Here is a 20,812-nt window from a genome sequence, read left to right as displayed (position 1 = left end):
AGAGAGCATGATGGGCGAATTCGATACCATCCGACCTTACAACGACAGCGAAGTCCCGGCAGTGCTGGCACGTCTGTTCAGTGACAAGGCCTTTCTGGACATCCTGACCCACTTCCGCTTCCCGCGCTTTGCCGGCGCATTCGGCTGGCTGCTCAAGCCGATGATCGCCCGCAAGTTACGCCGTGAGTTCGCCGGCGTCACCACCGTGGCCACACTACAGGACAAGGTCGAGTATTACGTCGACCACACCATTGACCGAGCGACTGACGGCGTAACCTACACCGGCGTCGAGCAGCTCAAGTCTGGCACCGCTTACCTGTTTCTGGCCAACCACCGCGATATCGTGATGGACCCGGCCTTCGTCAACTATGCCGTGTACCACGCCGGCCTGCCGACGCCGCGCATCGCCATCGGCGACAACCTGCTGCAAAAGCCGTTCGTCAGCGACCTGATGCGTTTGAACAAGAGCTTTATCGTGCACCGCTCGATCACCGGGCGAAAGGAAAAGATGGCGGCGTTCAACCTGCTGTCGGCCTACATCAACCATTCGATCCGCAACGACTGCCAGTCGATCTGGATCGCCCAGGCCGAAGGCCGGGCCAAGGATGGGGATGACCGTACCGAGTCGGCGATCCTCAAGATGTTCCATGTCAGCCGCAAGGACGAGCCGTTTGCCGAGGTGATTCAGTCGCTGAACCTGACACCGGTGTCGATCAGCTACGAGTACGACCCATGCGATTCGGCCAAGGCGCGCGAGCTCTACATCCGCGCCACCACCGGCACCTACAGTAAGGCACCAGGCGAAGATGACGTGAGCATTGCGCTGGGCATCACCGGCTACAAGGGCCGGGTGCACGTGAACTTTGCACCGCCGATTACCGAGCGTTTCGAAGACACCAAACTGCTGGCGGTGGAGATGGACCGGCAAATTCTCGGCGGTTATCGCTTATTCCCGGTGCATTACCTGGCGTATGCGCAGTGGAGCGACGCCGACCCGCAATTGCAGGTGCCGACGGCAGCCGAAGTGTTTCCGGCGGATGAGTTGGCCAAAGCCAAAGCAGAGTGGGAGCGGCGATTGAATGAGTGCCCGGCGGAGCATCGGCCGTTTTTGGTGGTGCAGTATGCGACGCCCGTGCGCAATCAATACCGGGTGAAGGCCGGGATTCCTCTGTAACACACAGGCAAAAAATGTGGGAGCGGGCTTGCCCGCGATTGCGGTGTGTCAGTCGGCAAATCCGGTGCTGACACTCCCTCATCGCGGGCGAGCCCGCTCCCACATTTGTTTTGGGTTGTTCTTAGAGATGGGTGCTGAGCCAGGAGACGGCCAGTGCCAGCATCAGGCAGGCGAACCCGACGCGATAAGCAAAACGATGCGCCCGTTCGGTGCGCACATCCAGAAACAACATCGGTTGGTCGATCGCGCGATCTTCGCTTTGTGCGGTCAGGTCGGCCATCGCGCGTTGCTCGCGCAAGCGAGTAATGAACAGCAGCGCTGCACCCGGGCAGGCCACCAGTAGAGCCACAACATTAATGAGCAGTGCGGGCAGCGCCATCGCAAACCTCGGTCGATCAGTGCCTTGGTATCGATTCAGATACAAACCTGAACAATAGTCGCGTCCTGCGCCGAAAAAGCTCCGTCCCCCATGTGCACTTAATGTATCCAGTAATTTACAGCGTCACCTGAACGTCACCTTAACAAGCCACTCTGTTGCCCTTCGAACGCCCGGGAGCTTGTCATGCTGCATGCACAAAACCAGGATCGGTTGTATCTGATCGCCCAAAACGATGAGCAAGAGGCGCTGGTCGGTGCCCTGGCATTCAATGTCCAGGATCGTCACTGGCTGGTGTATTGCGCCCTTGGTGGGCACCAGCATGCCGACCTGCCGGAAATGGACTTTCTCACCGGTGTGAGTGTGCTGGACTTTTATGTCGAAACGGCTGCGTGAACGCTCCAGGCACAAAAAAACCGGGCTCATCGCTGAGCCCGGTTTTTTGTGAGCGAAGGTTACTGCGAACTGAGCAGTTGGCCGATGCTTGGGTCTTTGAACAGGCGAGTCAGGGCATCACTCAACACATCGCTGACCAGCTTGGTGTTGGTTTCCTCGTTCGGCGACATGCCGAAGCGCTGGTCCAGCGAGGCAGCGTAGCGACCGCTGTAGCGACGGGTGCCGGCACTCACGTCGGACTTGAACGTCGCGCCGATCGAGGCTTCGGTCACGTACAGGCCTTTTTTAGGCGACTGATACTTAAGCTCAGCCAGAGTGATGGTCAACTGAGGTGCGCCCGGCGAGTTGGCCGGGGTGAAGCCCAGCAGGCGCACGGCGGCCTCGGCCTGGGCTTGCAGCTTGGGCAGCACGTCCTGGCCCGTTACCGAAATCAGCGCGGTCTCCGGGTAGAGGCCACCGCGCGAACCCAGGGTTGGCGATGGACGACCATCGACCACACGCACCGACACCGGCTGACCATGACCTACCGGCGCCAGCTGCGCGGTAACTTTAGGTTGCGGGCTGAGTTGTTGCGGGCTGTTGGCGCAGCCAACCAAGGTCAAACTGGTCACAGTGATCAAACCGAACAACAGGCGTTGCAACATACTCATTTCTCCAGGACTGGGTGCAAACAGGCGGCCAGTATAACGGTGCATGCGCGCCTCTCACCAGTAATCCTGAACCGCAGCTGAAGCCAGGCTCAAATTACAATTTCACATAATTTCGTCACTTCAGTGTCATGGCACACTGGCAATCTTCAAGCATGTAACGCAACCGGTACAAAGCCATGCGCCTTCTCAAATCGTTGTTCATGACAAATGCTCGTCATCGCCACTACGCCCTGCTCGATAACCGCGGCTATTGCTTGGCGTTCAAGCGATGCAGCCTGCCGCCCGTCGGTGATGGTTGGGTGGAAGTTGCCGAGGTAAATCTGGGCTGGATGCACCGCCCGCTACCGGCCAGCGCCCGGCTCAGCCCCAAGGTTTCACACGCGCATTCGCGGCACGCGTTGGCCTCCTGACCGAAGCACTAATAAAAGTCATAAAACACGCCCATTTCCTTGGCGTTCTTCGCTACAATCTCCCCCCGATTATAAGGACGTCTCCTGATCGGGCCTCGCAGCATCGTTAATGCCTCGGCAATAACTTCAAGAATCGCCCACAGAGAGCCGCCCACACAGATCGAGTGAAGCTGGCGCGCTTGCTGTTTTCTTTGCAAACCTCCCTCTTTACCGAATCTGCCAGAGCTGCCATTGCGCTCGGCCACTTGTGTTGTTTGCCCGTTTTGCCGCGTGTCGGTGAGGTTTTGCGGGCCAGGTGCCAGGCTGGGGCAGCCCTTTTTTGAGGTTCACGTCTTCAAAAGAGCGTGAAAAAACGGGTTTTCACAACTTCACAAGAGTGTGGCGAGCAAATGAATAGTTTTGCGTTTGTACAAGCACCATCAGCGTCTGGAACAGCCCAACCACACAGGACCGAGTACTCCTCAAAAAACGGAGCTTGAAGCCTGTCCGCTACGGATTTGGTTGCACGAATTGCACGCTTTGACCATAAGTCGAATTGCCACAGGCGCCCATGAATGCGTTCATAGGCACATTGGCCCGGCAGGAAGCGTGCGCTGACGTTGCAAAAAATTGCGAAGAATCGGACATGGCGATCCTGGCCATGGGTAATCTGGGGCAACACGTGAACCGCCCCGTCACTCCTGGCAGCCATGCCGTCAATTTGGTGCTGCAGATTTTGGAGACGCGTTAAATGGCGCATAACGAAGCAGTCGACGTAGTACTGGTAGGGGCCGGCATCATGAGTGCCACCCTGGCCGTACTGCTCAAAGAGCTCGACCCCGGCCTGACGCTGGAAGTTGTTGAGCTGATGGATTCGGGTGCCGCGGAGAGCTCCAACCCGTGGAACAACGCCGGTACCGGCCACGCCGGGCTGTGTGAGCTGAACTACACCCCGCAGGCGGGTGATGGCTCCATCGACATCAAGAAAGCCGTGCACATCAACACCCAGTTCGAGGTGTCGAAGCAGTTTTGGGCGTACCTGACCCAAAAAGGCACCTTTGGCTCGTCCAAATCCTTCATCAGCCCGGTGCCGCACCTGAGCTTCGTGCAGGGCGAAAAAGGCGTGTCGTTCCTCAAGAAGCGCTTTGAAACCCTCAGCCAGCACCATGCGTTCTCGGACATGCATTACACCGAAGACCGCAGCGAGATGGCCGAGTGGATGCCGCTGATGATGCCGGGCCGCCCGCTCGACGAAAAAATTGCGGCCACCCGCGTCATGAACGGCACCGACGTCAACTTCGGCGCCTTGACCAACCAGTTGCTCAACCACCTGACCAGCTCGCCCGACGCCCAGGTCAAGTACAGCAAGCGCGTGACCGGCCTCAAGCGCAACGGCGCCGGCTGGACCGTGAGCATCAAGGACGTCAACAGCGGCAACAGCCGTGAGGTGGACGCCAAGTTCGTCTTCCTCGGCGCCGGCGGCGCGGCGCTGCCGTTGCTGCAAGCCTCGGGCATCGAAGAAAGCAAAGGCTTCGGCGGTTTCCCGGTCAGTGGCCAATGGCTGCGTTGCGACAACCCGGACGTGGTCAAGCACCACCAGGCCAAGGTCTATAGCCAGGCCGCCGTGGGCTCGCCACCGATGTCGGTGCCGCACCTGGACACCCGCGTAGTGGATGGCAAGAAGTCCTTGCTGTTCGGGCCTTACGCCGGTTTCACCACCAAATTCCTCAAGCACGGCTCGTTCCTTGACCTGCCGCTGTCGATCCGTGCCGGCAACATCGGCCCGATGCTGGCTGTCGCCCGCGACAACATGGATTTGACCAAGTACCTGGTCAGTGAAGTGCGCCAGTCCATGGAACAGCGCCTGGAGTCACTGCGTCGCTTCTACCCTGAAGCGAAAGCCGAAGACTGGCGCCTGGAAGTGGCCGGCCAACGGGTGCAGATCATCAAGAAAGACCCGAAAAAGGGCGGCGTGCTGCAGTTTGGCACCGAACTGGTCGCGGCCCGGGACGGTTCGTTGGCCGCCCTGCTGGGCGCGTCTCCGGGTGCATCGGTGACCGTGTCGATCATGCTGGAATTGATCGAGCGCTGCTTCCCCGAGAAAGCTGCGGGTGAGTGGGCAGCCAAGCTGCACGAGATCTTCCCGGCGCGTGAAAAGGTCCTGGAGACCGATGCCGAGCTGTATCGCAAAATCAATGCGCACAACAACATCAGCCTGGAACTGGTTGAGCCTGCCGCCGAGACCGAGAGCTACGCTTGAGGTCGTGACGCAGAGCGTCACGTGGGAAAGATCGCCCCGCTCTTGTGATGAGAGCGGGGCGTTTTTTTGCCTGTGATAATCAGCCGCGAGCGTTTTCGATCAGCGCGATGTATTCCGGCGCGTTGCGCTGGTCCTTGATCAGGTCGACGAAGGTCTGGCCGTGCTCGTCTTTACCGTCAAGGTCTAGACCGGCTTCCTTGAAAAAGCCCAGGAAGCGCTCGAAGTCATCGATACGCAGGCCACGGTAGGCCTTGATCAGTTTGTGCAGGGACGGTGAAGTTGCGTCAACCGGCTCGAAGTCCAGGAACAACTTGATTTGATCGTCGCCAATCTCGTCGCCGATCACCTGTTTCTTATCTTTACGCATTACCGACTCCAGCCTGCAGACATTTACACGGGGTTTGAAGTCTACCTGCGGGGCGCGAGCGGCGGAAGCCACGCCGAACTCATGTGGGAGCTGGCTTGCCTGCGATAGCCATAGGTATCTACACAACTTTTAGAGGCTGGCGAATCTCTCTGTGAGAGGTGGCCGAGCTGTAGCTCAATCGAACTGGGCAAGCATCCAGCGTTGATACTCGGCCACATCGGCGTCGCCTTCACGCGGCGCCCAATCAGCCAGTTCGCCCTCGCCCACCGGCCGATAAGGGCCGGCCTTGCATTCGAACATCACCGTGTCGGGCTCCAGCACCACCAGGCCATGGAATATTCCCGGAGGCAGGTCAACGCCCGAACACTCGCCGCCCGCTTGCATCACGCGCTTGGCAAGCACCTCGCCTGTCTCACTGAATACCAGCAGCCCCAGGCGGCCTTTAAGCACCACCAGCGTTTCTGCTTTGTCTGCACTCAGGTGCCGATGGGGTGGCACATAGGTATTGGGTTGCAAACTTACCGCCAGCCGATGGCAAGGCTCTTCCATCTGATGGAAGTTGTGGTGGTGCCGGCCACGGGGGCTTGCGCCCGCTTTCTCAGCCAGTTCAGCAAACAGCGTGTTATCAAGAAAGCGGATCATGAATTACATTCCTTTAACGGCGTAGATGCCATTGGCGTTACGCCAGTAGCCTTTGTAGTCCATACCGTAACCAAAGATATAGCGGTCGATGCACGGCAGGCCGACGTAATCGGCTTTCAAGTCCGGACGGGCTTTGCGGTCGTGGTCTTTGTCGATCAACACGGCGGTGTGAACCTTGCGTGCGCCAGCGTGTTTGCAGAAGTCGATGATGGCGCCCAGGGTGTGACCTTCATCGAGAATGTCGTCGATGATCAACACGTCGCGGTCGATGAACGAGACTTCGGGCTTGGCTTTCCAGAACAGGTCGCCGCCCGTGGTTTCATTGCGGTAACGCGTGGCGTGCAGGTAAGACGCTTCCAGCGGAAATTGCAGATGAGTGAGCAATTTGCCGGCGAAAATCAGGCCGCCGTTCATCACGCAAAAGACCACCGGGTTGGTGTCAGCCATTTCGCGCGTGATTTGTGCGCCAACCTTGGCGATCGCTTCTTCGACTTGCGCTTCGGTGTACAGGCAATCAGCCTCACGCATGATTTGACGGATATGCTCAAGATCAGCGGACATGGCGCTCTCCAAGGGGATGCTGTGGCAAGAAAAGCGGGCAAAGGTACGCATGTGGGGCGCAACGATCAAGCCTTAATGGACTAACGTACTAGATGTCTATAGGACAACACCCTCGGATAGATTAATCTAGGCCGGTTTTTTTGCCCGCCGCCGGAGCCTTTCCCATGCCCACTCGCGAGATCCGCCACCCGCTGATCCGACACAAACTCGGCCTTATGCGCCGTGCCGACATTAGCACGAAGAATTTCCGTGAGCTTGCTCAGGAAGTCGGAGCGTTGCTCACTTACGAAGCCACCAAAGATTTGCCTTTGGAAAATTACGAAATCGAGGGCTGGTGCGGTACCGTCCAGGTCGAGAAAATCGCCGGTAAGAAAATCACGGTTGTCCCCATCCTGCGCGCCGGTATCGGCATGCTCGAAGGCGTGCTCAGCCTGATTCCCGGCGCCAAGGTCAGCGCCGTAGGCGTGGCCCGCAACGAAGAAACCTTGCAGGCTCACACCTACCTGGAAAAACTCGTTCCGGAAATCAACGAGCGCCTGGCGATGATCATCGACCCGATGCTCGCCACCGGCAGCTCCATGGTCGCCACCATCGACCTGTTGAAAAAAGCCGGCTGCAAAGACATTCGCGCCATGGTGCTGGTGGCCGCCCCCGAAGGGATTGCCGCAGTCGAAAAGGCGCACCCGGATGTGCAGATCTACACCGCGTCCATTGATGAACGCTTGAACGAACACGGTTACATCATCCCAGGCTTGGGCGATGCCGGTGACAAGATCTTCGGTACCAAGCAGAAGGACGCTTGAGCATGCAGGATGATTTCAACGACCCGCTTTGGCGCCAGATCCTGTCTGGCGCACAAATGCTCTTTGTAGCATTTGGTGCGCTGGTGTTGATGCCACTGATCACAGGTCTTGATCCAAACGTTGCGTTGTTTACTGCGGGCCTGGGCACGTTGTTGTTCCAGGTTGTGACAGGGCGGCAGGTGCCGGTGTTTTTGGCGTCGAGCTTTGCGTTTATCACCCCGATCATTCTTGCCAAGGGCCAATTCGGCCTCGCGGCGACCATGGGCGGCGTGATGGCGGCGGGTTTCGTCTATACGTTTCTGGGCCTGGCGGTGAAGATCAAGGGCACCGGTTTCATTGACCGGCTGCTGCCGCCAGTGGTCATCGGCCCGGTCATTATCTCCATCGGCCTGGCCATGGCACCGATTGCCGCCAATATGGCGATGGGCAAGAACGGCGACGGCAGCGAGTTGATTCATTACCAGACCGCGATGCTGATCTCGATGCCGGCGCTGCTGACCACGTTGATCGTGGCGGTGTTCGGCAAAGGCATCTTCCGCCTGGTGCCGATCATCTCCGGCGTGCTGGTGGGTTTTGCCATGGCGTTCTACTTCGGCGTGGTCGATACGGCGAAGATTGCAGCCGCCCCCTGGTTCGCCCTGCCCCACTTCACCGCGCCGGAATTCAACTGGCAGGCGATTCTGTTCATCGTCCCGGTGGCCCTGGCACCGGCGATTGAACATATCGGTGGCGTGATTGCGGTCGGCAGCGTGACCGGTCGCGACTACCTGAAGAAGCCCGGCCTGCACCGCACCTTGCTTGGCGACGGCATCGCTACCACGGCGGCAGGCCTCTTCGGCGGCCCGCCAAATACCACCTACGCCGAAGTCACCGGCGCGGTGATGCTGACCAAGAACTACAATCCGAAAATCATGACCTGGGCGGCGGTATTTGCCATCAGCCTGGCGTTTATCGGCAAGTTCGGCGCATTGCTGCAAAGCATTCCGGTTCCGGTGATGGGCGGCATTTTGTGCCTGCTGTTTGGTTCGATTGCCGCGGTGGGGATGAACACGCTGATCCGCCACAAGATCGACCTCGGCGAGGCGCGCAATCTGGTGATTGTGTCGGTGACCCTGGTGTTTGGTATTGGTGGCGTGCTGGTCGGCACCGGCACGGGCCCGGATGACTTTGGCCTGAAGGGCATCGCCCTGTGTGCAGTGGTGGCGATTGCGCTGAACCTGCTGCTGCCGGGTAATGATGGCTGGAAGAACAAGAAGCCTGACGAACCGCTGATCTAACTGACCCAGCGCAAATCAGTGTGGGAGCTGGCTTGCCTGCGATAGCGGTGTAACCGACGACATATCTGTCGTTCAATACACCGCCATCGCAGGCAAGCCAGCTCCCACATTTGATTTTCAGTAACTGTTAGAGCTCGCCGAGGCCATCAATCAGCGCCTGGTTCTGCTCCGGCGTACCAATGCTGATCCGCAGGAACTGCGCAATCCGCTCCTGCTTGAAGTGCCGCACGATCACGCCTTTCTCTCGCAACTTGGCCGCCAGGCCGGCAGCGTCGTGCTGCGGATGACGCGCAAAGATAAAGTTCGCCGCCGACGGCAACACTTCAAACCCCTTGGCCTCCAGCTGCGCGACCACCGTGTTGCGGCTGTCGATGACTAACTGGCAGGTCTTCTCGAAATACTCACGGTCCTCAAACGCCGCCGCCGCGCCGACAATCGCCAGGCGATCCAGTGGGTAAGAGTTGAAGCTGTTCTTGACCCGCTCCAGCGCCTCGATCAGGTCCGGATGGCCCACGGCCAAGCCCACGCGCAAACCGGCCAGGGAGCGCGATTTGGAGAGGGTTTGCGTCACCAGCAGGTTTGGGTAGCGATCCACCAGGCTAATGGCCGTTTCGCCGCCAAAGTCGATATAGGCTTCATCGACCACGACCACCGAATCCGGGCTGGCCTTGAGGATCTGTTCCACCGCATCCAGCGCCAGCACACAGCCGGTCGGCGCGTTCGGGTTGGGGAAGATGATCCCGCCGTTGGGCCTGGCATAGTCCGCCACACGGATCTGGAAATGTTCGTCCAGCGGCACCGGGTCAGACTTGATGCCATACAGGCCGCAGTACACTGGATAGAAGCTGTAGCTGATGTCCGGGAACAACAGTGGCAAATCGTGCTGGAACAAGCCGTGAAAAATATGCGCGAGGACTTCATCGGAACCGTTGCCAAGGAACACCTTGCCTGCGTCGATCCCGTAGTACCTGGCTACCGCTTGCTTAAGCAGGTCGCTGTTGGGGTCCGGGTACAGGCGCAGGTTGTCGTTCAACTCGGCGTGCATGGCGGCCAACGCCTTGGGCGATGGGCCGTACGGGTTTTCATTGGTGTTGAGCTTGACCAGCTTGGTCAGTTTCGGTTGCTCGCCGGGCACGTAAGGCACGAGGTCCTTGACGAAAGGGCTCCAGAATCTGCTCATGCCTTACTCCCCCTTGATAATGCGATATTCGGCGCTGCGCGCGTGCGCGCTCAGCGATTCACCACGAGCCAGCACCGAGGCGGTCTTGCCCAGCTCGGAGGCGCCCTGTGGCGAGCAGAAGATGATCGACGAACGCTTCTGGAAGTCATACACGCCCAGCGGCGATGAGAATCGCGCGGTGCCGGATGTCGGCAACACGTGGTTGGGACCCGCGCAGTAGTCGCCCAGGGCTTCGCTGGTGTGGCGACCCATGAAGATCGCACCGGCGTGGCGAATCGACGGCAGCCAGGCTTGTGGGTCGGCGACAGACAGCTCCAGGTGTTCCGGGGCGATGCGGTTGGCCACTTCGATGGCTTGTTCCATATCGCGCACCAGGATCAGCGCGCCGCGGCCATTGATCGACTTCTCGATGATCTCGGCGCGGTCCATGGTCGGCAGCAGCTTGTCGATGCTGGCGGCGACCTTGTCGAGGAACTCGGCGTCAGGGCTGATTAGAATTGCTTGGGCGTCTTCGTCGTGCTCGGCCTGGGAGAACAGGTCCATGGCGATCCAGTCCGGGTCGGTCTGGCCGTCGCACACCACCAGAATTTCCGAAGGACCGGCGATCATGTCGATACCGACCTGACCAAACACATGGCGCTTGGCGGTGGCGACATAGATGTTGCCAGGGCCAACCACCTTGTCGACTTTCGGTACGCTTTCGGTGCCGTAGGCCAAGGCTGCAACGGCCTGGGCGCCACCGATGGTGAACACGCGGTCGACACCGGCGATGCATGCCGCGGCCAATACCAGCTCGTTGATTTCACCGCGCGGAGTCGGCACGACCATGACCACTTCGAGCACGCCCGCCACTTTGGCCGGAATCGCGTTCATCAGTACCGATGACGGGTAAGAGGCCTTGCCGCCGGGCACGTATAACCCGGCACGGTCCAGCGGCGTGACCTTTTGGCCCAGCACGGTGCCGTCGGCCTCGGTGTAGCTCCAGGAGTCCTGTTTCTGCTTTTCGTGATAGCTGCGTACGCGGGCCGCCGCCACTTCCAGGGCTTCGCGCTGCGGCGCGGTGATGCGCGTCAGGGCCAGCTCAAGGCGTTCACGGGGCAAAATCAGGTCGGACATGGACTTTACGTCCAGACCGTCGAATTGACGGGTGAAGTCCACCAGCGCCGCATCGCCGCGCTCACGCACGGCCTTGATGATGTCGAGGACTCGCCCGTTGACCGAGTCGTCAGACACACTTTCCCAGCTCAGCAGATGATCCAGATGATGGGCGAAATCCGGGTCGGCAGCGTTGAGTCGGGCAATTTCAGTGGACGTGGTCATAGCGAGGGCCTCAATAGAATTGGCAAAAACTCAAGCGCCCTAAACTACCGTTTGCTCCGCTTGGGCACCTGAGAATTCTGGCTATGAGGCGGATAGACGGGCGTAGCCTTTCAGCTACGCGGGTGAGTCAACCGCGGTGTCGCGACTCCACTGCCTTGCGCAGGGTGTCGATCAACGCCTGGATACGGGCGTGCTGCATCTTCATCGATGCTTTGTTGACGATCAGACGGGAGCTGATGTCTGCAATGAAATCCTGGGGCTCGAGACCGTTGGCACGCAGGGTGTTGCCGGTGTCGACCACGTCGATAATCTTGTCGGCCAGGCCGATCAGCGGGGCCAATTCCATCGAGCCGTAGAGCTTGATGATGTCGACCTGGCGGCCTTGCTCGGCATAGTAGCGCTTGGCAACGTTGACGAACTTGGTGGCCACGCGCAGGCGGCCTTTGGGTTCGACGTCACCTACACGGCCGGCGGTCATCAGCTTGCACAGGGCGATACGCAGGTCCAATGGCTCGTAAAGGCCCTGGCCACCGTACTCCATCAGCACGTCCTTACCGGCGACGCCAAGGTCGGCCGCGCCGTGCTCGACGTAGGTCGGTACGTCGGTAGCCCGCACGATCAACAGGCGAACGTCGTCCTGGGTCGTGGGGATGATCAGCTTGCGGCTCTTGTCCGGATTCTCGGTTGGCACGATGCCCGCTTCAGCCAGAAGCGGCAAAGTGTCGTCAAGGATGCGGCCCTTGGACAGTGCGATGGTCAACATGGGAAACGTCAGTCCTTCATCAGGCTATTGCTGTCCGGTCGCAAACGGCGCCAGACACAGATCGAGGCCATTACAGCCTCGATTTGAAAAAAATCCGTTGGCAGCAAACGCAGTCCTGTGGCGAGGGAGCGCTCTCCCTCGCCACAATGACAGTGTTACTAGCCCGGTACGCGGCGGATTTTCGCGCCGAGCATCTGCAGCTTCTCTTCGATGCACTCATAACCACGGTCGATGTGGTAGATGCGGTCGATCAAGGTGTCGCCATCCGCGCACAGCGCCGAGATTACCAGGCTGGCCGAAGCGCGCAGGTCGGTGGCCATTACTGGCGCGCCCTTGAGCTTGTCGATACCGGTGACGATGGCCGTATTGCCTTCAACCTGGATCTTCGCGCCCATGCGGTGCAGTTCATACACGTGCATGAAACGGTTTTCGAAGATGGTTTCGATCACGGCACCGGTGCCTTCGGCAATTGCGTTCAGGGAAATGAACTGCGCCTGCATGTCGGTCGGGAACGCCGGGTACGGAGCGGTACGCACGTTGACGGCTTTTGGCCGCTTGCCGTGCATGTTCAGCTCGATCCAGTCTTCACCGGTGGTGATTTCAGCACCGGCTTCCTTGAGTTTTTCCAGCACAGACTCGAGGATGGTCGGATCAGTGTCCTTGACCTTGACGCGGCCACCGGTCACAGCAGCAGCGACCAGGTAGGTGCCGGTCTCGATACGGTCCGGCATCACTTTATAGGTGGCCGAGTGCAGGCGCTTAACACCGTCGATGGTGATGGTGTCAGTGCCGGCGCCAGTGATGTTGGCACCCATGGCGATCAGGAAATTGGCGAGGTCGACCACTTCCGGCTCGCGGGCGGCGTTTTGCAACACGCTGCGGCCGTTGGCCAATGCAGCGGCCATCATGATGTTCTCGGTACCGGTTACGCTGACGGTATCAAAGAAGAAGTTCGCGCCACGCAGGCCGCCTTCCGGCGCCTTGGCCTTGATGTAGCCGCCTTCCACGTCGATGGTCGCGCCCATGGCTTCAAGGCCACGGATGTGCAGGTCAACCGGACGCGAGCCGATGGCGCAACCGCCAGGCAGGGCTACTTCAGCCTCGCCGAAACGGGCAACCATTGGGCCGAGCACCAGGATCGAGGCACGCATGGTTTTCACCAGCTCGTACGGGGCGATCAGGGTCTTGATGGTGCGCGGATCGATTTCGACCGACAGTTTTTCGTCGATCACCGGCTCGATGCCCATGCGACCGAACAGCTCGATCATGGTGGTGATGTCGTGCAGGTGCGGCAGGTTGGCCACGGTTACCGGGCCATCGCACAGCAGGGTCGCTGCCAGAATCGGCAGGGCGGAGTTTTTAGCACCGGAAATGCGGATCTCGCCATCAAGACGAACACCGCCGGTAATAATCAATTTATCCATAAGAATCTCGACGCCTTGGGGGCTCAGGTGCGCTCGGCCCAGGCCGCGCGGCTGAAAAATTTCATAGTGACCGCATGGATGCTGCCATCGGTGATCCACGGGTTTAAATGGGCATAGATCTGCTGTTGACGCTTGACCGGGCTCAAAGCCGCCAGTTCATCGCTAATCACGTTCAGCTGGAAATTGCAGCCTTCGCCCTCAACTTCAACCTTGGTTTCGGGCAGCTTTCCTTCAAGGAAGCTTTTAACTTCTAGGGCCTGCATGATCAACCTCTATGGGCGCCCAGTGCGCGCGGGTCGCACATCATACAAAAAAGCCCCGCGCCTGCGAACCCCGCATAGCAGGACTCTGACGGGGGGCTTCTTTAATAATGTGTATTAAGGATGCGCCAACAACTCGGTCAAACCGGAAACTTCTGCGATTTCACGCATGTCTTCAGGCAATGCGCGGATGCTGACCGGCTTTTTTGCCGCCTCTGCGTCACGCATGAAGCACAGCAACAAAGACAAGCCGACGCTGCTCGACTTGGTCACCGCCGAACAATCCAGCACCAGCGCAGGCGCAGTACTGGCATTGATCAGGGCCTGGCCCTGCTTGCGCAGATCAGGCCCGGAGCGGTAATCGAGCACGCCGCTGAGAAACAACTCACCGGCATCGCCTAGACGAACAGCCGACTCGGTCATTGCGCAGGCTTCCCGGCAGCTTGCTTGTCGGTTTCTTCCTTGGCTTTGGCAACTTCGCCGGCCCAACCATTGATGGTCTTGTCCAGATCGTTGCCATTACGCTGCATCGCGTCGGCAAACTGGTCACGGAACAGCTTGCCAATGTTGATGCCGTTGATGATCACGTTGCGCAGTTTCCACTCGCCGTTGACCTTCTCCAGCGTGTACTGGACAGGGTAGACCGCGCCGTTGGTGCCTTTAACGGTCATGTTAACGCTGGTGCGATCACCCGACTCGTCACCAGCCGGTGCAACGGTGATGCCCTGGTTGTTGTACTCCAGCAAGGCGTTACCGTAGAACTGGAACAGGCCCTTTTTGAAGTTTTCCTGGAATGTTTGCATCTGCGCAGGGGTAGCCTTGCGCGAATACTTGACCGTCATGATGCTTTTGGAAATACCCTCGGCATCGACCACAGGGCCAACAATCGTGTTGAGCGCTTCGTAAAACCTGGTGGGGTCTTGCTTGTACTGCTCTTTATTGGCGGTCAGGTCAGCCAACATTTTGCTGGTCGTGTCCTGCACCAGATCGTGCGCAGAACCCGCCGCGTTAGCCATCAGCGGCAGCGCTGCAAACAGTACCAGCAGGCCACGTCGCAAGGTAGAGATCATGAACAGATTCCTCATTTGGCGTCTTTATTGACCGTATTAAGCAGGAATTTACCGATCAGGTCTTCAAGCACCAGCGACGACTGTGTGTCGTGGATTGTCGAGCCATCCTTGAGCAGGGCTGTTTCCCCACCCACGCTGATACCGATGTACTTCTCGCCCAGCAGACCCGCAGTGAGGATAGATGCAGTTGAGTCAGTCGGCAGGTTATCTACCTTCTTGTCTATCTGCATGGTCACTCGCCCGGTGAAGCTGTCGCGATCCAGATCGATTGCCGTGACCTTGCCGATGGTTACACCGGCCATGGTCACTTTAGCTCTGACAGTCAAACCGGCGATATTGTCGAAGTACGCGTAAAGTTTATAAGTATCGGCGGTGGGGCTGGCCGAAAGGCCGCTGACTCGCAGGGCCAGCAACAGTAAAGCCAGGATGCCAGCCAGCAAGAAAAGGCCGACACCGATTTCCACAGTGCGGTTTTGCATCAGAAATCTCCAAACATCAAGGCGGTCAAAATGAAGTCAAGGCCCAGTACCGCCAGCGAGGCGTACACAACGGTCTTGGTGGTGGCACGACTGATCCCTTCGGAAGTGGGCTCACAGTCGTAGCCTTGGAATACGGCGATCCAGGTCACAACAAAGGCGAAGACGATGCTTTTTATGATGCCGTTGAGCACGTCGCCGCTGAAGGTCACACTGTTTTGCATGTTGCCCCAGTAAGAGCCGTCATAGACGCCCAACCAGTCAACCGCCACCCATGAACCGCCCCAAATGCCTACCACGCTGAAGATCATCGCCAGCAGTGGCAGGGAAATGAAGCCGGCCCACAGGCGCGGGGCAACAATGTACTTGAGCGGGTCCACGCCAATCATTTCAAGGCTGGACAACTGCTCGGTGGATTTCATATTGCCGATTTCAGCCGTCAGTGCAGAACCTGCGCGACCAGCAAACAGCAAGGCGGTGACCACCGGACCCAGTTCCCGCAGCAGCGTCAGGGCAACCATCTGCCCCACGGCCTGCTCGGAACCGTAGCTGGAGAGGATATTGAACCCCTGCAACGCCAGCACCATGCCGATGAAAATCCCGGACACCACAATAATGACCAGGGACATCACGCCCACTGAGTGCAACTGTTTGAGCAGCAAGCCGAAACCGCCGCCAATGCCGCCACGGCCAAGCAAGGCGTGAAACAGGAAAATGGTCGAGCGCCCAAGCACTTCGACCAAGTCGATACCGGAGCGACCAAAAAGACGCACCTTCTCGAGTAAAGATTTCTTGCGCATCAGCGCTTCCCCAGAAGATCTGAGCGGTAGTCCGCTGCCGGAAAATGAAAAGGCACCGGGCCATCGGGATCGCCGGTCATGAATTGGCGAATGCGCGGGTTGTCAGCGTTCATCAGCTCTTGCGGCGTGCCCTGCCCCAACACCTGACCATCGCCCACCACATATAAGTAGTCGGCAATGCTCGCGGTTTCGGCCAAGTCGTGGGACACCACGATACTGGTGATTCCCAGTGCATCGTTGAGCAGGCGGATCAAGCGCACCAACACACCCATGGCGATCGGGTCCTGGCCTACGAATGGCTCGTCGTACATAAGGATTTGCGGATCGAGGGCAATGGCTCGCGCCAGGGCCACACGGCGCTTCATCCCGCCGGACAACTCGTCGGGCATCAGGTCGATGGCGCCGCGAAGGCCTACGGCCTGCAGCTTCAACAACACGATGTCCCGAATCATTTCATCGGACAGCTGGGTATGCACCCGCAGCGGAAAAGCCACGTTTTCGAAAACGTCGAGGTCGGTAAACAGCGCACCGCTCTGGAACAACACGCCCATGTGCTTGCGGGCATCGAACAGATCGCTGCGCGACAGCGTCGGCAGGTTCTGGCCGTTGACCCACACTTCGCCGGCATTGGGCCGCAATTGCATGCCCATCAGACGCAACAGCGTGGTCTTGCCACAACCGGAAGGCCCCATGATGCCCGTGACTTTACCGCGGGGAATGCGAATATCGACGTTATTGAAGATGCTGCGCGTCCCGCGCTTGAAGGTAAGACCCTTCAGCTCGACCGCGTAGGCGTTATCGGCACTCATCTAATCTCCTTGGGATGCAGCCTTTCACTCAGACACCATGTGTGTGACTTTCGTTTACTTACGAATGTGCAATAAATTGGCGACATGGGTTGGGCGGGCCGAACTGGCGGCGAACTATATCACTGCTGATGCAGAGCCCCCAAGGGCGGAACTGTGGTTGTTCAGATTTTGGACAGGGAAAAAACGTTGCTGACTGTGTTACAGATCATGAATCTCATACACCCGACGAATAAAGGCTGACGAACTTATGTGAGGGAATTGATCATTACCGCTATAATCGCCGACTTTTCGTCAGGCTATACGATTCCAGACATGAGCCAATCCAGCGACCTTATTCAATCCGCACAACGCACCATCCGCCTCGAGCTTGAAGCCGTAGAAGGTTTACTGGCCCATATCGACGCGGATTTCGTACGTGCCTGCGAGATGATTCTGGCCAGCAAGGGCCGCGTTGTCGTGGTCGGCATGGGCAAATCCGGCCACGTCGGCAACAAGATCGCCGCCACATTGGCCAGCACCGGGACCACGGCGTTTTTCGTGCATCCGGCCGAAGCCAGCCACGGCGACATGGGCATGATCACCAAGGATGACATCATCCTGGCGCTGTCCAACTCCGGCACCACCAATGAAATCGTGACCCTGCTGCCGCTGATCAAACGCCTGGGTATCCAGATGATCAGCATTACCGGCAACCCCGACTCAACGCTAGCCAAGGCTGCCGAAGTGAACCTTAACGTTCACGTGGACCATGAAGCTTGCCCCTTGAACCTGGCGCCGACCTCCTCCACCACTGCCGCGCTGGTCATGGGCGACGCCCTGGCCGTGGCGTTGCTGGACGCACGCGGTTTTACTGCTGAAGATTTCGCGTTTTCGCACCCCGGCGGTGCCCTTGGCCGTCGGCTGCTGTTGAAAGTCGAAAATGTGATGCACAGCGGTGACGAACTGCCTAACGTGCAGCGCGGTGCCTTGCTCAAGGAAGCCTTGATGGAGATGAGTCTCAAGCGCCTGGGCATGACCGCCATCCTGGAAGCCGACGGCCGCCTCGCCGGAGTATTCACCGACGGCGACCTGCGCCGCGCCCTGGACCGCAACCTGGATATTCAAACCGCCCGAATTGATGAGGTGATGACCCCGCACGGCAAGACCGCACGCCCTGACATGCTCGCGGCCGAAGCCTTGAAGATCATGGAAGACCATAAAATTCTCGCGCTGGTGGTTGTAGATCGCGACGACCGCCCGATTGGCGCCCTGAACATGCACGACTTGCTGCGTGCGGGAGTGATGTAAATGACAGCCGACCTGCTGCAACGCGGCAAACACATCAAATTGGCGATTTTCGACGTGGATGGCGTGCTGACTGACGGCCGCCTCTACTTCCTCGAAGATGGCAGTGAATTCAAGACGTTCAATACTCTCGACGGCCAGGGCATTAAAATGTTGATGGCGGCGGGTGTGCAAACGGCGATTATCAGCGGTCGAAAGACACCGGTAGTGGAACGCCGCGCACAAAACCTGGGGATTCCTCACCTGTATCAAGGCCGCGAGGATAAACTGGTGGTTCTGGACGAGCTTCTTGGCCAACTCAACCTAAGCTATGAGCAGGTCGCCTACTTGGGTGACGACCTGCCCGACCTGCCGGTGATTCGCCGAGTGGGCCTGGGCATGGCCGTTGCAAATGCGGCGGCTTTTGTTCGCGAACACGCCCATGGCATCACTACCGCCCGTGGCGGTGAAGGCGCCGCCCGCGAGTTCTGCGAGTTGATCCTGCGCGCCCAAGGCAGTCTTGAAGCGGCCCACGCCGCCTACCTATAGAGCGTTTTATGCTGAGCAAAAAGATTCGTAACTTCCTGCTGTTCGGAGTCATCGCCGCGCTGTTCCTGGCGGTAGGCTACTGGAATATCAGCCCGGAACGCTTCCTCGACAAGCCTGTTGCAAAGGTTGATGAAAGCGTTATCGACTATTACGCAACCAATGCCTACAGCGTGCAGTTCCTGCCTGACGGCAAGGTTCAGTACGAAATGACGGCCGACAGAGTCGATCATATAAAGTCCTCCGAGGTCACTTTACTGACCAACCCGGACCTGAATCTGTACAAGGGAACCGAATTTCCATGGCACGTCACCAGTAAGCGTGGCGAGGTCAACCCGGACGGTACTCAGGTTGAACTGATTGACTCGGTTCGCGTTGCGCGCACCGACGAGAAGAACCGCGACACCATTATTACCAGCAGTCGCATGACCGTTTTCCCACAACAGCAATATGCGCAGACCGAGCAAGACGTTAGAATCGACGGCGCTGGCGGTGTATCGACTGGCAAGGGAATGAAAGCGTATTTGAAAGAAAGCAGGATACACCTGCTATCGAACGTAAGAGGACAGTATGAGGCTCGTTAAAACTCTCCCTATTTTGCTCAGTCTGGGCGCAGCACTGGGAAGCGTGAGCGCCTGGGCTCTGCCGAACGATAGCGAGCAACCTATCCACATTCAGGCTGACGATGCTCAGCTGGATGACAAGCAAGGTGTCGCGACCTACACGGGCGGTGTGATCATCACCCAGGGCTCGATGAAAATCACTGGCAACACAGTGACGCTCACGCGCACCCCGGCTGGCGACATTGATGTGGTGACCTCGGTGGGTAACCTCGCCTACTTCGAACAGAAGCAGGCCGCTGCAGACCCTGCGCCAATGAAGGGCTACGGCAGGACCATCCAGTATCACGCCCAGCAGAACCGCATCATCCTGATCGATCAGGCCCGGGTAGTCAGCAGTGATGGCAACACCACTGACGGTGAAAAAATCACCTATGACACCGTGAAGCAGATCGCCCAGGCCGGTCGTGCCACCGGCGCAAAAATCGGTACTCCGAAGCCGCGCATCGACATGGTTATCCAGCCGAAGCAGAAAGAAGGCGCTGCTCCTGCGCCTAAACCCGCTGCGAAGAAGGCCAATTAATGGCAACCCTGAAAGCCCAGCATCTGGCCAAGGCCTATAAAAGCCGTCAAGTCGTGCGCGATGTGAGCCTGTCGATCGACAGCGGCCAGATCGTCGGTCTGCTCGGCCCCAACGGTGCCGGCAAGACCACCTGTTTCTACATGATTGTCGGTTTGGTGCAGGCTGACCAAGGTCGCGTATTGATCGACGACCTGGATGTCAGCCACCAGCCGATGCACGGTCGTGCTCGCGCAGGTATCGGCTATCTTCCTCAGGAAGCGTCGATCTTCCGCAAGCTCTCGGTGTCCGACAACATCATGGCGATCCTGGAGACCCGCAAGGAACTCGACCGTGATGGCCGTCGACAGGAGCTGGAAAGCCTGCTGCAGGAATTCCATATCAACCACATTCGCGACAACCTCGGCATGAGCTTGTCCGGCGGTGAGCGTCGCCGTGTGGAAATCGCCCGCGCCCTGGCCACCGCGCCCAAGTTCATCCTGCTGGACGAACCGTTTGCCGGCGTCGACCCTATCTCGGTCGGCGACATCAAGCAGATCATCCATCACCTCAAGGCCAAGGGCATTGGCGTGTTGATCACTGACCACAACGTTCGTGAGACGCTCGATATCTGTGAAACGGCTTACATCGTCAACGATGGCCAGCTGATCGCCGAAGGCGATTCCGCGACTATCCTGGCCAACGAACTGGTCAAGGAAGTGTACCTGGGCCACGAGTTCCGCCTGTAAGCAGTGTGGTGTTGCGGTTGTTTGCCAGAGTGCGCGGGAGTCAATAAAAACCTCGGTTTTTTTATTGTTACCGCGCTCTAGGCAAAGCCCCCGATATCAGGCATATAATTTGCTTATGTTTGGCGCTCACGCGCCCTG

At 58.6% G+C, this 20,812-nt stretch carries 26 protein-coding genes; 11 read left to right on the top strand and 15 right to left on the bottom strand.

Annotated elements, in window-relative coordinates; translation table 11 throughout:
• Window positions 1-10: 10 nt before the first annotated feature.
• A complete protein-coding gene (locus ACP7A2_RS09250) occupies window positions 11-1,174 on the top strand; it encodes a 1-acyl-sn-glycerol-3-phosphate acyltransferase (protein WP_426133963.1) in 1,164 nt (387 codons plus the stop codon).
• Window positions 1,175-1,295: 121 nt separating this feature from the next.
• Here ACP7A2_RS09250 and ACP7A2_RS09245 read toward each other — a convergent pair whose 3' ends face one another.
• Window positions 1,296-1,553, bottom strand: a complete 258-nt coding sequence (locus tag ACP7A2_RS09245) for a hypothetical protein (RefSeq protein WP_426133962.1) — start codon at window positions 1,551-1,553, stop codon at window positions 1,296-1,298.
• A 183-nt stretch (window positions 1,554-1,736) separates the two neighbouring features.
• On the opposite strand from ACP7A2_RS09245, the gene ACP7A2_RS09240 reads away from it, so the two are divergent.
• Entirely contained in the window at window positions 1,737-1,946 is a 210-nt protein-coding gene (locus tag ACP7A2_RS09240; RefSeq protein ID WP_348062123.1) for a hypothetical protein, read from the top strand.
• Window positions 1,947-2,005: 59 nt separating this feature from the next.
• On the opposite strand, the gene ACP7A2_RS09235 is transcribed toward ACP7A2_RS09240, so the two are convergent.
• The gene (locus tag ACP7A2_RS09235) at window positions 2,006-2,590 is read right to left on the bottom strand and encodes a YajG family lipoprotein (RefSeq protein ID WP_375066371.1); all 585 of its coding nucleotides are present in this window, start codon (window positions 2,588-2,590) and stop codon (window positions 2,006-2,008) included.
• 182 nt (window positions 2,591-2,772) lie between these two features.
• On the opposite strand from ACP7A2_RS09235, the gene ACP7A2_RS09230 reads away from it, so the two are divergent.
• Together ACP7A2_RS09230 and mqo are read left to right on the top strand one after the other, a co-directional pair.
• A complete protein-coding gene (locus ACP7A2_RS09230; RefSeq protein WP_375066369.1) occupies window positions 2,773-3,006 on the top strand; it encodes a hypothetical protein in 234 nt (77 codons plus the stop codon).
• A gap of 730 nt (window positions 3,007-3,736) precedes the next feature.
• On the top strand, window positions 3,737-5,245 hold the full coding sequence (mqo, locus tag ACP7A2_RS09225; protein WP_426133961.1) for a malate dehydrogenase (quinone): 1,509 nt from the start codon (window positions 3,737-3,739) through the stop codon (window positions 5,243-5,245).
• A 79-nt stretch (window positions 5,246-5,324) separates the two neighbouring features.
• Here mqo and ACP7A2_RS09220 read toward each other — a convergent pair whose 3' ends face one another.
• From ACP7A2_RS09220 to ACP7A2_RS09210, 3 genes are all read right to left on the bottom strand, one after another.
• Window positions 5,325-5,612, bottom strand: a complete 288-nt coding sequence (locus ACP7A2_RS09220; protein ID WP_122307388.1) for a PA4642 family protein — start codon at window positions 5,610-5,612, stop codon at window positions 5,325-5,327.
• A 174-nt stretch (window positions 5,613-5,786) separates the two neighbouring features.
• Window positions 5,787-6,254, bottom strand: a complete 468-nt coding sequence (locus ACP7A2_RS09215) for a WbuC family cupin fold metalloprotein (protein WP_426133960.1) — start codon at window positions 6,252-6,254, stop codon at window positions 5,787-5,789.
• A 3-nt stretch (window positions 6,255-6,257) separates the two neighbouring features.
• Window positions 6,258-6,815, bottom strand: coding sequence for a hypoxanthine-guanine phosphoribosyltransferase (locus tag ACP7A2_RS09210; protein WP_426133959.1), 558 nt, complete (start codon window positions 6,813-6,815; stop codon window positions 6,258-6,260).
• Between the two features lie 164 nt (window positions 6,816-6,979).
• Between ACP7A2_RS09210 and upp the strand changes: the two genes are divergently transcribed.
• Together upp and ACP7A2_RS09200 are read left to right on the top strand one after the other, a co-directional pair.
• Window positions 6,980-7,618, top strand: a complete 639-nt coding sequence (gene upp / locus ACP7A2_RS09205) for a uracil phosphoribosyltransferase (protein ID WP_078740754.1) — start codon at window positions 6,980-6,982, stop codon at window positions 7,616-7,618.
• A 2-nt stretch (window positions 7,619-7,620) separates the two neighbouring features.
• Complete coding sequence (locus ACP7A2_RS09200) at window positions 7,621-8,895, top strand: uracil-xanthine permease family protein (protein ID WP_426133958.1); 1,275 nt, start codon at window positions 7,621-7,623, stop codon at window positions 8,893-8,895.
• A 127-nt stretch (window positions 8,896-9,022) separates the two neighbouring features.
• Here ACP7A2_RS09200 and hisC read toward each other — a convergent pair whose 3' ends face one another.
• The 10 genes from hisC to ACP7A2_RS09150 all read right to left on the bottom strand — a co-directional run bounded on the left by hisC (window position 9,023) and on the right by ACP7A2_RS09150 (window position 16,997).
• Entirely contained in the window at window positions 9,023-10,075 is a 1,053-nt protein-coding gene (hisC, locus tag ACP7A2_RS09195; RefSeq protein ID WP_426133957.1) for a histidinol-phosphate transaminase, read from the bottom strand.
• Between the two features lie 3 nt (window positions 10,076-10,078).
• Window positions 10,079-11,395: a histidinol dehydrogenase gene (gene hisD, locus ACP7A2_RS09190; RefSeq protein WP_426133956.1), complete on the bottom strand. Its 1,317-nt coding sequence runs from the start codon at window positions 11,393-11,395 to the stop codon at window positions 10,079-10,081.
• Window positions 11,396-11,522: 127 nt separating this feature from the next.
• Window positions 11,523-12,158 carry an ATP phosphoribosyltransferase gene (hisG, locus tag ACP7A2_RS09185; protein ID WP_003188599.1) on the bottom strand — a complete coding sequence of 212 codons (636 nt, stop codon included), beginning with the start codon at window positions 12,156-12,158 and terminating at the stop codon, window positions 11,523-11,525.
• Window positions 12,159-12,316: 158 nt separating this feature from the next.
• The gene (gene murA, locus ACP7A2_RS09180; RefSeq protein WP_426133955.1) at window positions 12,317-13,582 is read right to left on the bottom strand and encodes a UDP-N-acetylglucosamine 1-carboxyvinyltransferase; all 1,266 of its coding nucleotides are present in this window, start codon (window positions 13,580-13,582) and stop codon (window positions 12,317-12,319) included.
• A 23-nt stretch (window positions 13,583-13,605) separates the two neighbouring features.
• On the bottom strand, window positions 13,606-13,845 hold the full coding sequence (locus ACP7A2_RS09175) for a BolA family protein (RefSeq protein ID WP_024073478.1): 240 nt from the start codon (window positions 13,843-13,845) through the stop codon (window positions 13,606-13,608).
• A gap of 114 nt (window positions 13,846-13,959) precedes the next feature.
• Entirely contained in the window at window positions 13,960-14,265 is a 306-nt protein-coding gene (locus ACP7A2_RS09170) for an STAS domain-containing protein (RefSeq protein WP_348062662.1), read from the bottom strand.
• On the bottom strand, window positions 14,262-14,912 hold the full coding sequence (locus ACP7A2_RS09165) for an MlaC/ttg2D family ABC transporter substrate-binding protein (RefSeq protein WP_426133954.1): 651 nt from the start codon (window positions 14,910-14,912) through the stop codon (window positions 14,262-14,264). Before ACP7A2_RS09165 ends, ACP7A2_RS09170 begins: the two co-directional genes overlap by 4 nt.
• An 11-nt stretch (window positions 14,913-14,923) precedes the next feature.
• The gene (gene mlaD / locus ACP7A2_RS09160) at window positions 14,924-15,391 is read right to left on the bottom strand and encodes an outer membrane lipid asymmetry maintenance protein MlaD (protein WP_426133953.1); all 468 of its coding nucleotides are present in this window, start codon (window positions 15,389-15,391) and stop codon (window positions 14,924-14,926) included.
• A complete protein-coding gene (gene mlaE / locus ACP7A2_RS09155; protein WP_426133952.1) occupies window positions 15,391-16,188 on the bottom strand; it encodes a lipid asymmetry maintenance ABC transporter permease subunit MlaE in 798 nt (265 codons plus the stop codon). The genes mlaD and mlaE overlap by 1 nt, the downstream gene beginning before the upstream one ends.
• A complete protein-coding gene (locus tag ACP7A2_RS09150) occupies window positions 16,188-16,997 on the bottom strand; it encodes an ATP-binding cassette domain-containing protein (RefSeq protein ID WP_375066347.1) in 810 nt (269 codons plus the stop codon). Before ACP7A2_RS09150 ends, mlaE begins: the two co-directional genes overlap by 1 nt.
• A gap of 312 nt (window positions 16,998-17,309) precedes the next feature.
• On the opposite strand from ACP7A2_RS09150, the gene ACP7A2_RS09145 reads away from it, so the two are divergent.
• Genes ACP7A2_RS09145 through lptB form a run of 5 tightly spaced genes read left to right on the top strand, consistent with a single transcriptional unit; the run spans window position 17,310 to window position 20,674 of the window.
• Window positions 17,310-18,284: a KpsF/GutQ family sugar-phosphate isomerase gene (locus ACP7A2_RS09145; protein ID WP_426133951.1), complete on the top strand. Its 975-nt coding sequence runs from the start codon at window positions 17,310-17,312 to the stop codon at window positions 18,282-18,284.
• A complete protein-coding gene (locus tag ACP7A2_RS09140; RefSeq protein WP_426133950.1) occupies window positions 18,285-18,809 on the top strand; it encodes a KdsC family phosphatase in 525 nt (174 codons plus the stop codon).
• Window positions 18,810-18,817: 8 nt separating this feature from the next.
• Window positions 18,818-19,390 carry an LPS export ABC transporter periplasmic protein LptC gene (gene lptC / locus ACP7A2_RS09135; protein WP_426133949.1) on the top strand — a complete coding sequence of 191 codons (573 nt, stop codon included), beginning with the start codon at window positions 18,818-18,820 and terminating at the stop codon, window positions 19,388-19,390.
• Window positions 19,377-19,949 carry a lipopolysaccharide transport periplasmic protein LptA gene (lptA, locus tag ACP7A2_RS09130; protein ID WP_348057521.1) on the top strand — a complete coding sequence of 191 codons (573 nt, stop codon included), beginning with the start codon at window positions 19,377-19,379 and terminating at the stop codon, window positions 19,947-19,949. The genes lptC and lptA overlap by 14 nt, the downstream gene beginning before the upstream one ends.
• Window positions 19,949-20,674 carry an LPS export ABC transporter ATP-binding protein gene (lptB, locus tag ACP7A2_RS09125; RefSeq protein ID WP_029291791.1) on the top strand — a complete coding sequence of 242 codons (726 nt, stop codon included), beginning with the start codon at window positions 19,949-19,951 and terminating at the stop codon, window positions 20,672-20,674. Before lptA ends, lptB begins: the two co-directional genes overlap by 1 nt.
• Window positions 20,675-20,812 lie beyond the last annotated feature (138 nt).

Origin of the sequence: Pseudomonas sp. PWP3-1b2 (assembly GCF_049896045.1) — a bacterium.
In the GTDB taxonomy this organism is placed as follows: domain Bacteria; phylum Pseudomonadota; class Gammaproteobacteria; order Pseudomonadales; family Pseudomonadaceae; genus Aquipseudomonas; species Aquipseudomonas antarctica_B.
The sequence above is the reverse complement of the archived record's forward strand: the minus strand, read 5'-3'. Positions and strand labels throughout refer to the sequence as shown.

Bases quoted from the DNA above. Each gene is read 5' to 3' on its own strand.
- hisC (WP_426133957.1), bottom strand. From the start codon at position 10,075: ATGAGCAGATTCTGGAGCCCTTTCGTCAAGGACCTCGTGCCTTACGTG.
- ACP7A2_RS09245 (WP_426133962.1), bottom strand. From the start codon at position 1,553: ATGGCGCTGCCCGCACTGCTCATTAATGTTGTGGCTCTACTGGTGGCC.
- ACP7A2_RS09145 (WP_426133951.1), top strand. From the start codon at position 17,310: ATGAGCCAATCCAGCGACCTTATTCAATCCGCACAACGCACCATCCGC.
- ACP7A2_RS09215 (WP_426133960.1), bottom strand. From the start codon at position 6,254: ATGATCCGCTTTCTTGATAACACGCTGTTTGCTGAACTGGCTGAGAAA.
- ACP7A2_RS09165 (WP_426133954.1), bottom strand. From the start codon at position 14,912: ATGATCTCTACCTTGCGACGTGGCCTGCTGGTACTGTTTGCAGCGCTG.
- ACP7A2_RS09210 (WP_426133959.1), bottom strand. From the start codon at position 6,815: ATGTCCGCTGATCTTGAGCATATCCGTCAAATCATGCGTGAGGCTGAT.
- mqo (WP_426133961.1), top strand. From the start codon at position 3,737: ATGGCGCATAACGAAGCAGTCGACGTAGTACTGGTAGGGGCCGGCATC.
- ACP7A2_RS09200 (WP_426133958.1), top strand. From the start codon at position 7,621: ATGCAGGATGATTTCAACGACCCGCTTTGGCGCCAGATCCTGTCTGGC.
- murA (WP_426133955.1), bottom strand. From the start codon at position 13,582: ATGGATAAATTGATTATTACCGGCGGTGTTCGTCTTGATGGCGAGATC.
- ACP7A2_RS09250 (WP_426133963.1), top strand. From the start codon at position 11: ATGGGCGAATTCGATACCATCCGACCTTACAACGACAGCGAAGTCCCG.
- ACP7A2_RS09170 (WP_348062662.1), bottom strand. From the start codon at position 14,265: ATGACCGAGTCGGCTGTTCGTCTAGGCGATGCCGGTGAGTTGTTTCTC.
- ACP7A2_RS09175 (WP_024073478.1), bottom strand. From the start codon at position 13,845: ATGCAGGCCCTAGAAGTTAAAAGCTTCCTTGAAGGAAAGCTGCCCGAA.
- mlaD (WP_426133953.1), bottom strand. From the start codon at position 15,391: ATGCAAAACCGCACTGTGGAAATCGGTGTCGGCCTTTTCTTGCTGGCT.
- upp (WP_078740754.1), top strand. From the start codon at position 6,980: ATGCCCACTCGCGAGATCCGCCACCCGCTGATCCGACACAAACTCGGC.
- ACP7A2_RS09235 (WP_375066371.1), bottom strand. From the start codon at position 2,590: ATGTTGCAACGCCTGTTGTTCGGTTTGATCACTGTGACCAGTTTGACC.
- ACP7A2_RS09150 (WP_375066347.1), bottom strand. From the start codon at position 16,997: ATGAGTGCCGATAACGCCTACGCGGTCGAGCTGAAGGGTCTTACCTTC.
- lptB (WP_029291791.1), top strand. From the start codon at position 19,949: ATGGCAACCCTGAAAGCCCAGCATCTGGCCAAGGCCTATAAAAGCCGT.
- mlaE (WP_426133952.1), bottom strand. From the start codon at position 16,188: ATGCGCAAGAAATCTTTACTCGAGAAGGTGCGTCTTTTTGGTCGCTCC.
- hisD (WP_426133956.1), bottom strand. From the start codon at position 11,395: ATGACCACGTCCACTGAAATTGCCCGACTCAACGCTGCCGACCCGGAT.
- ACP7A2_RS09230 (WP_375066369.1), top strand. From the start codon at position 2,773: ATGCGCCTTCTCAAATCGTTGTTCATGACAAATGCTCGTCATCGCCAC.
- ACP7A2_RS09240 (WP_348062123.1), top strand. From the start codon at position 1,737: ATGCTGCATGCACAAAACCAGGATCGGTTGTATCTGATCGCCCAAAAC.
- lptA (WP_348057521.1), top strand. From the start codon at position 19,377: ATGAGGCTCGTTAAAACTCTCCCTATTTTGCTCAGTCTGGGCGCAGCA.
- hisG (WP_003188599.1), bottom strand. From the start codon at position 12,158: ATGTTGACCATCGCACTGTCCAAGGGCCGCATCCTTGACGACACTTTG.
- ACP7A2_RS09220 (WP_122307388.1), bottom strand. From the start codon at position 5,612: ATGCGTAAAGATAAGAAACAGGTGATCGGCGACGAGATTGGCGACGAT.
- ACP7A2_RS09140 (WP_426133950.1), top strand. From the start codon at position 18,285: ATGACAGCCGACCTGCTGCAACGCGGCAAACACATCAAATTGGCGATT.
- lptC (WP_426133949.1), top strand. From the start codon at position 18,818: ATGCTGAGCAAAAAGATTCGTAACTTCCTGCTGTTCGGAGTCATCGCC.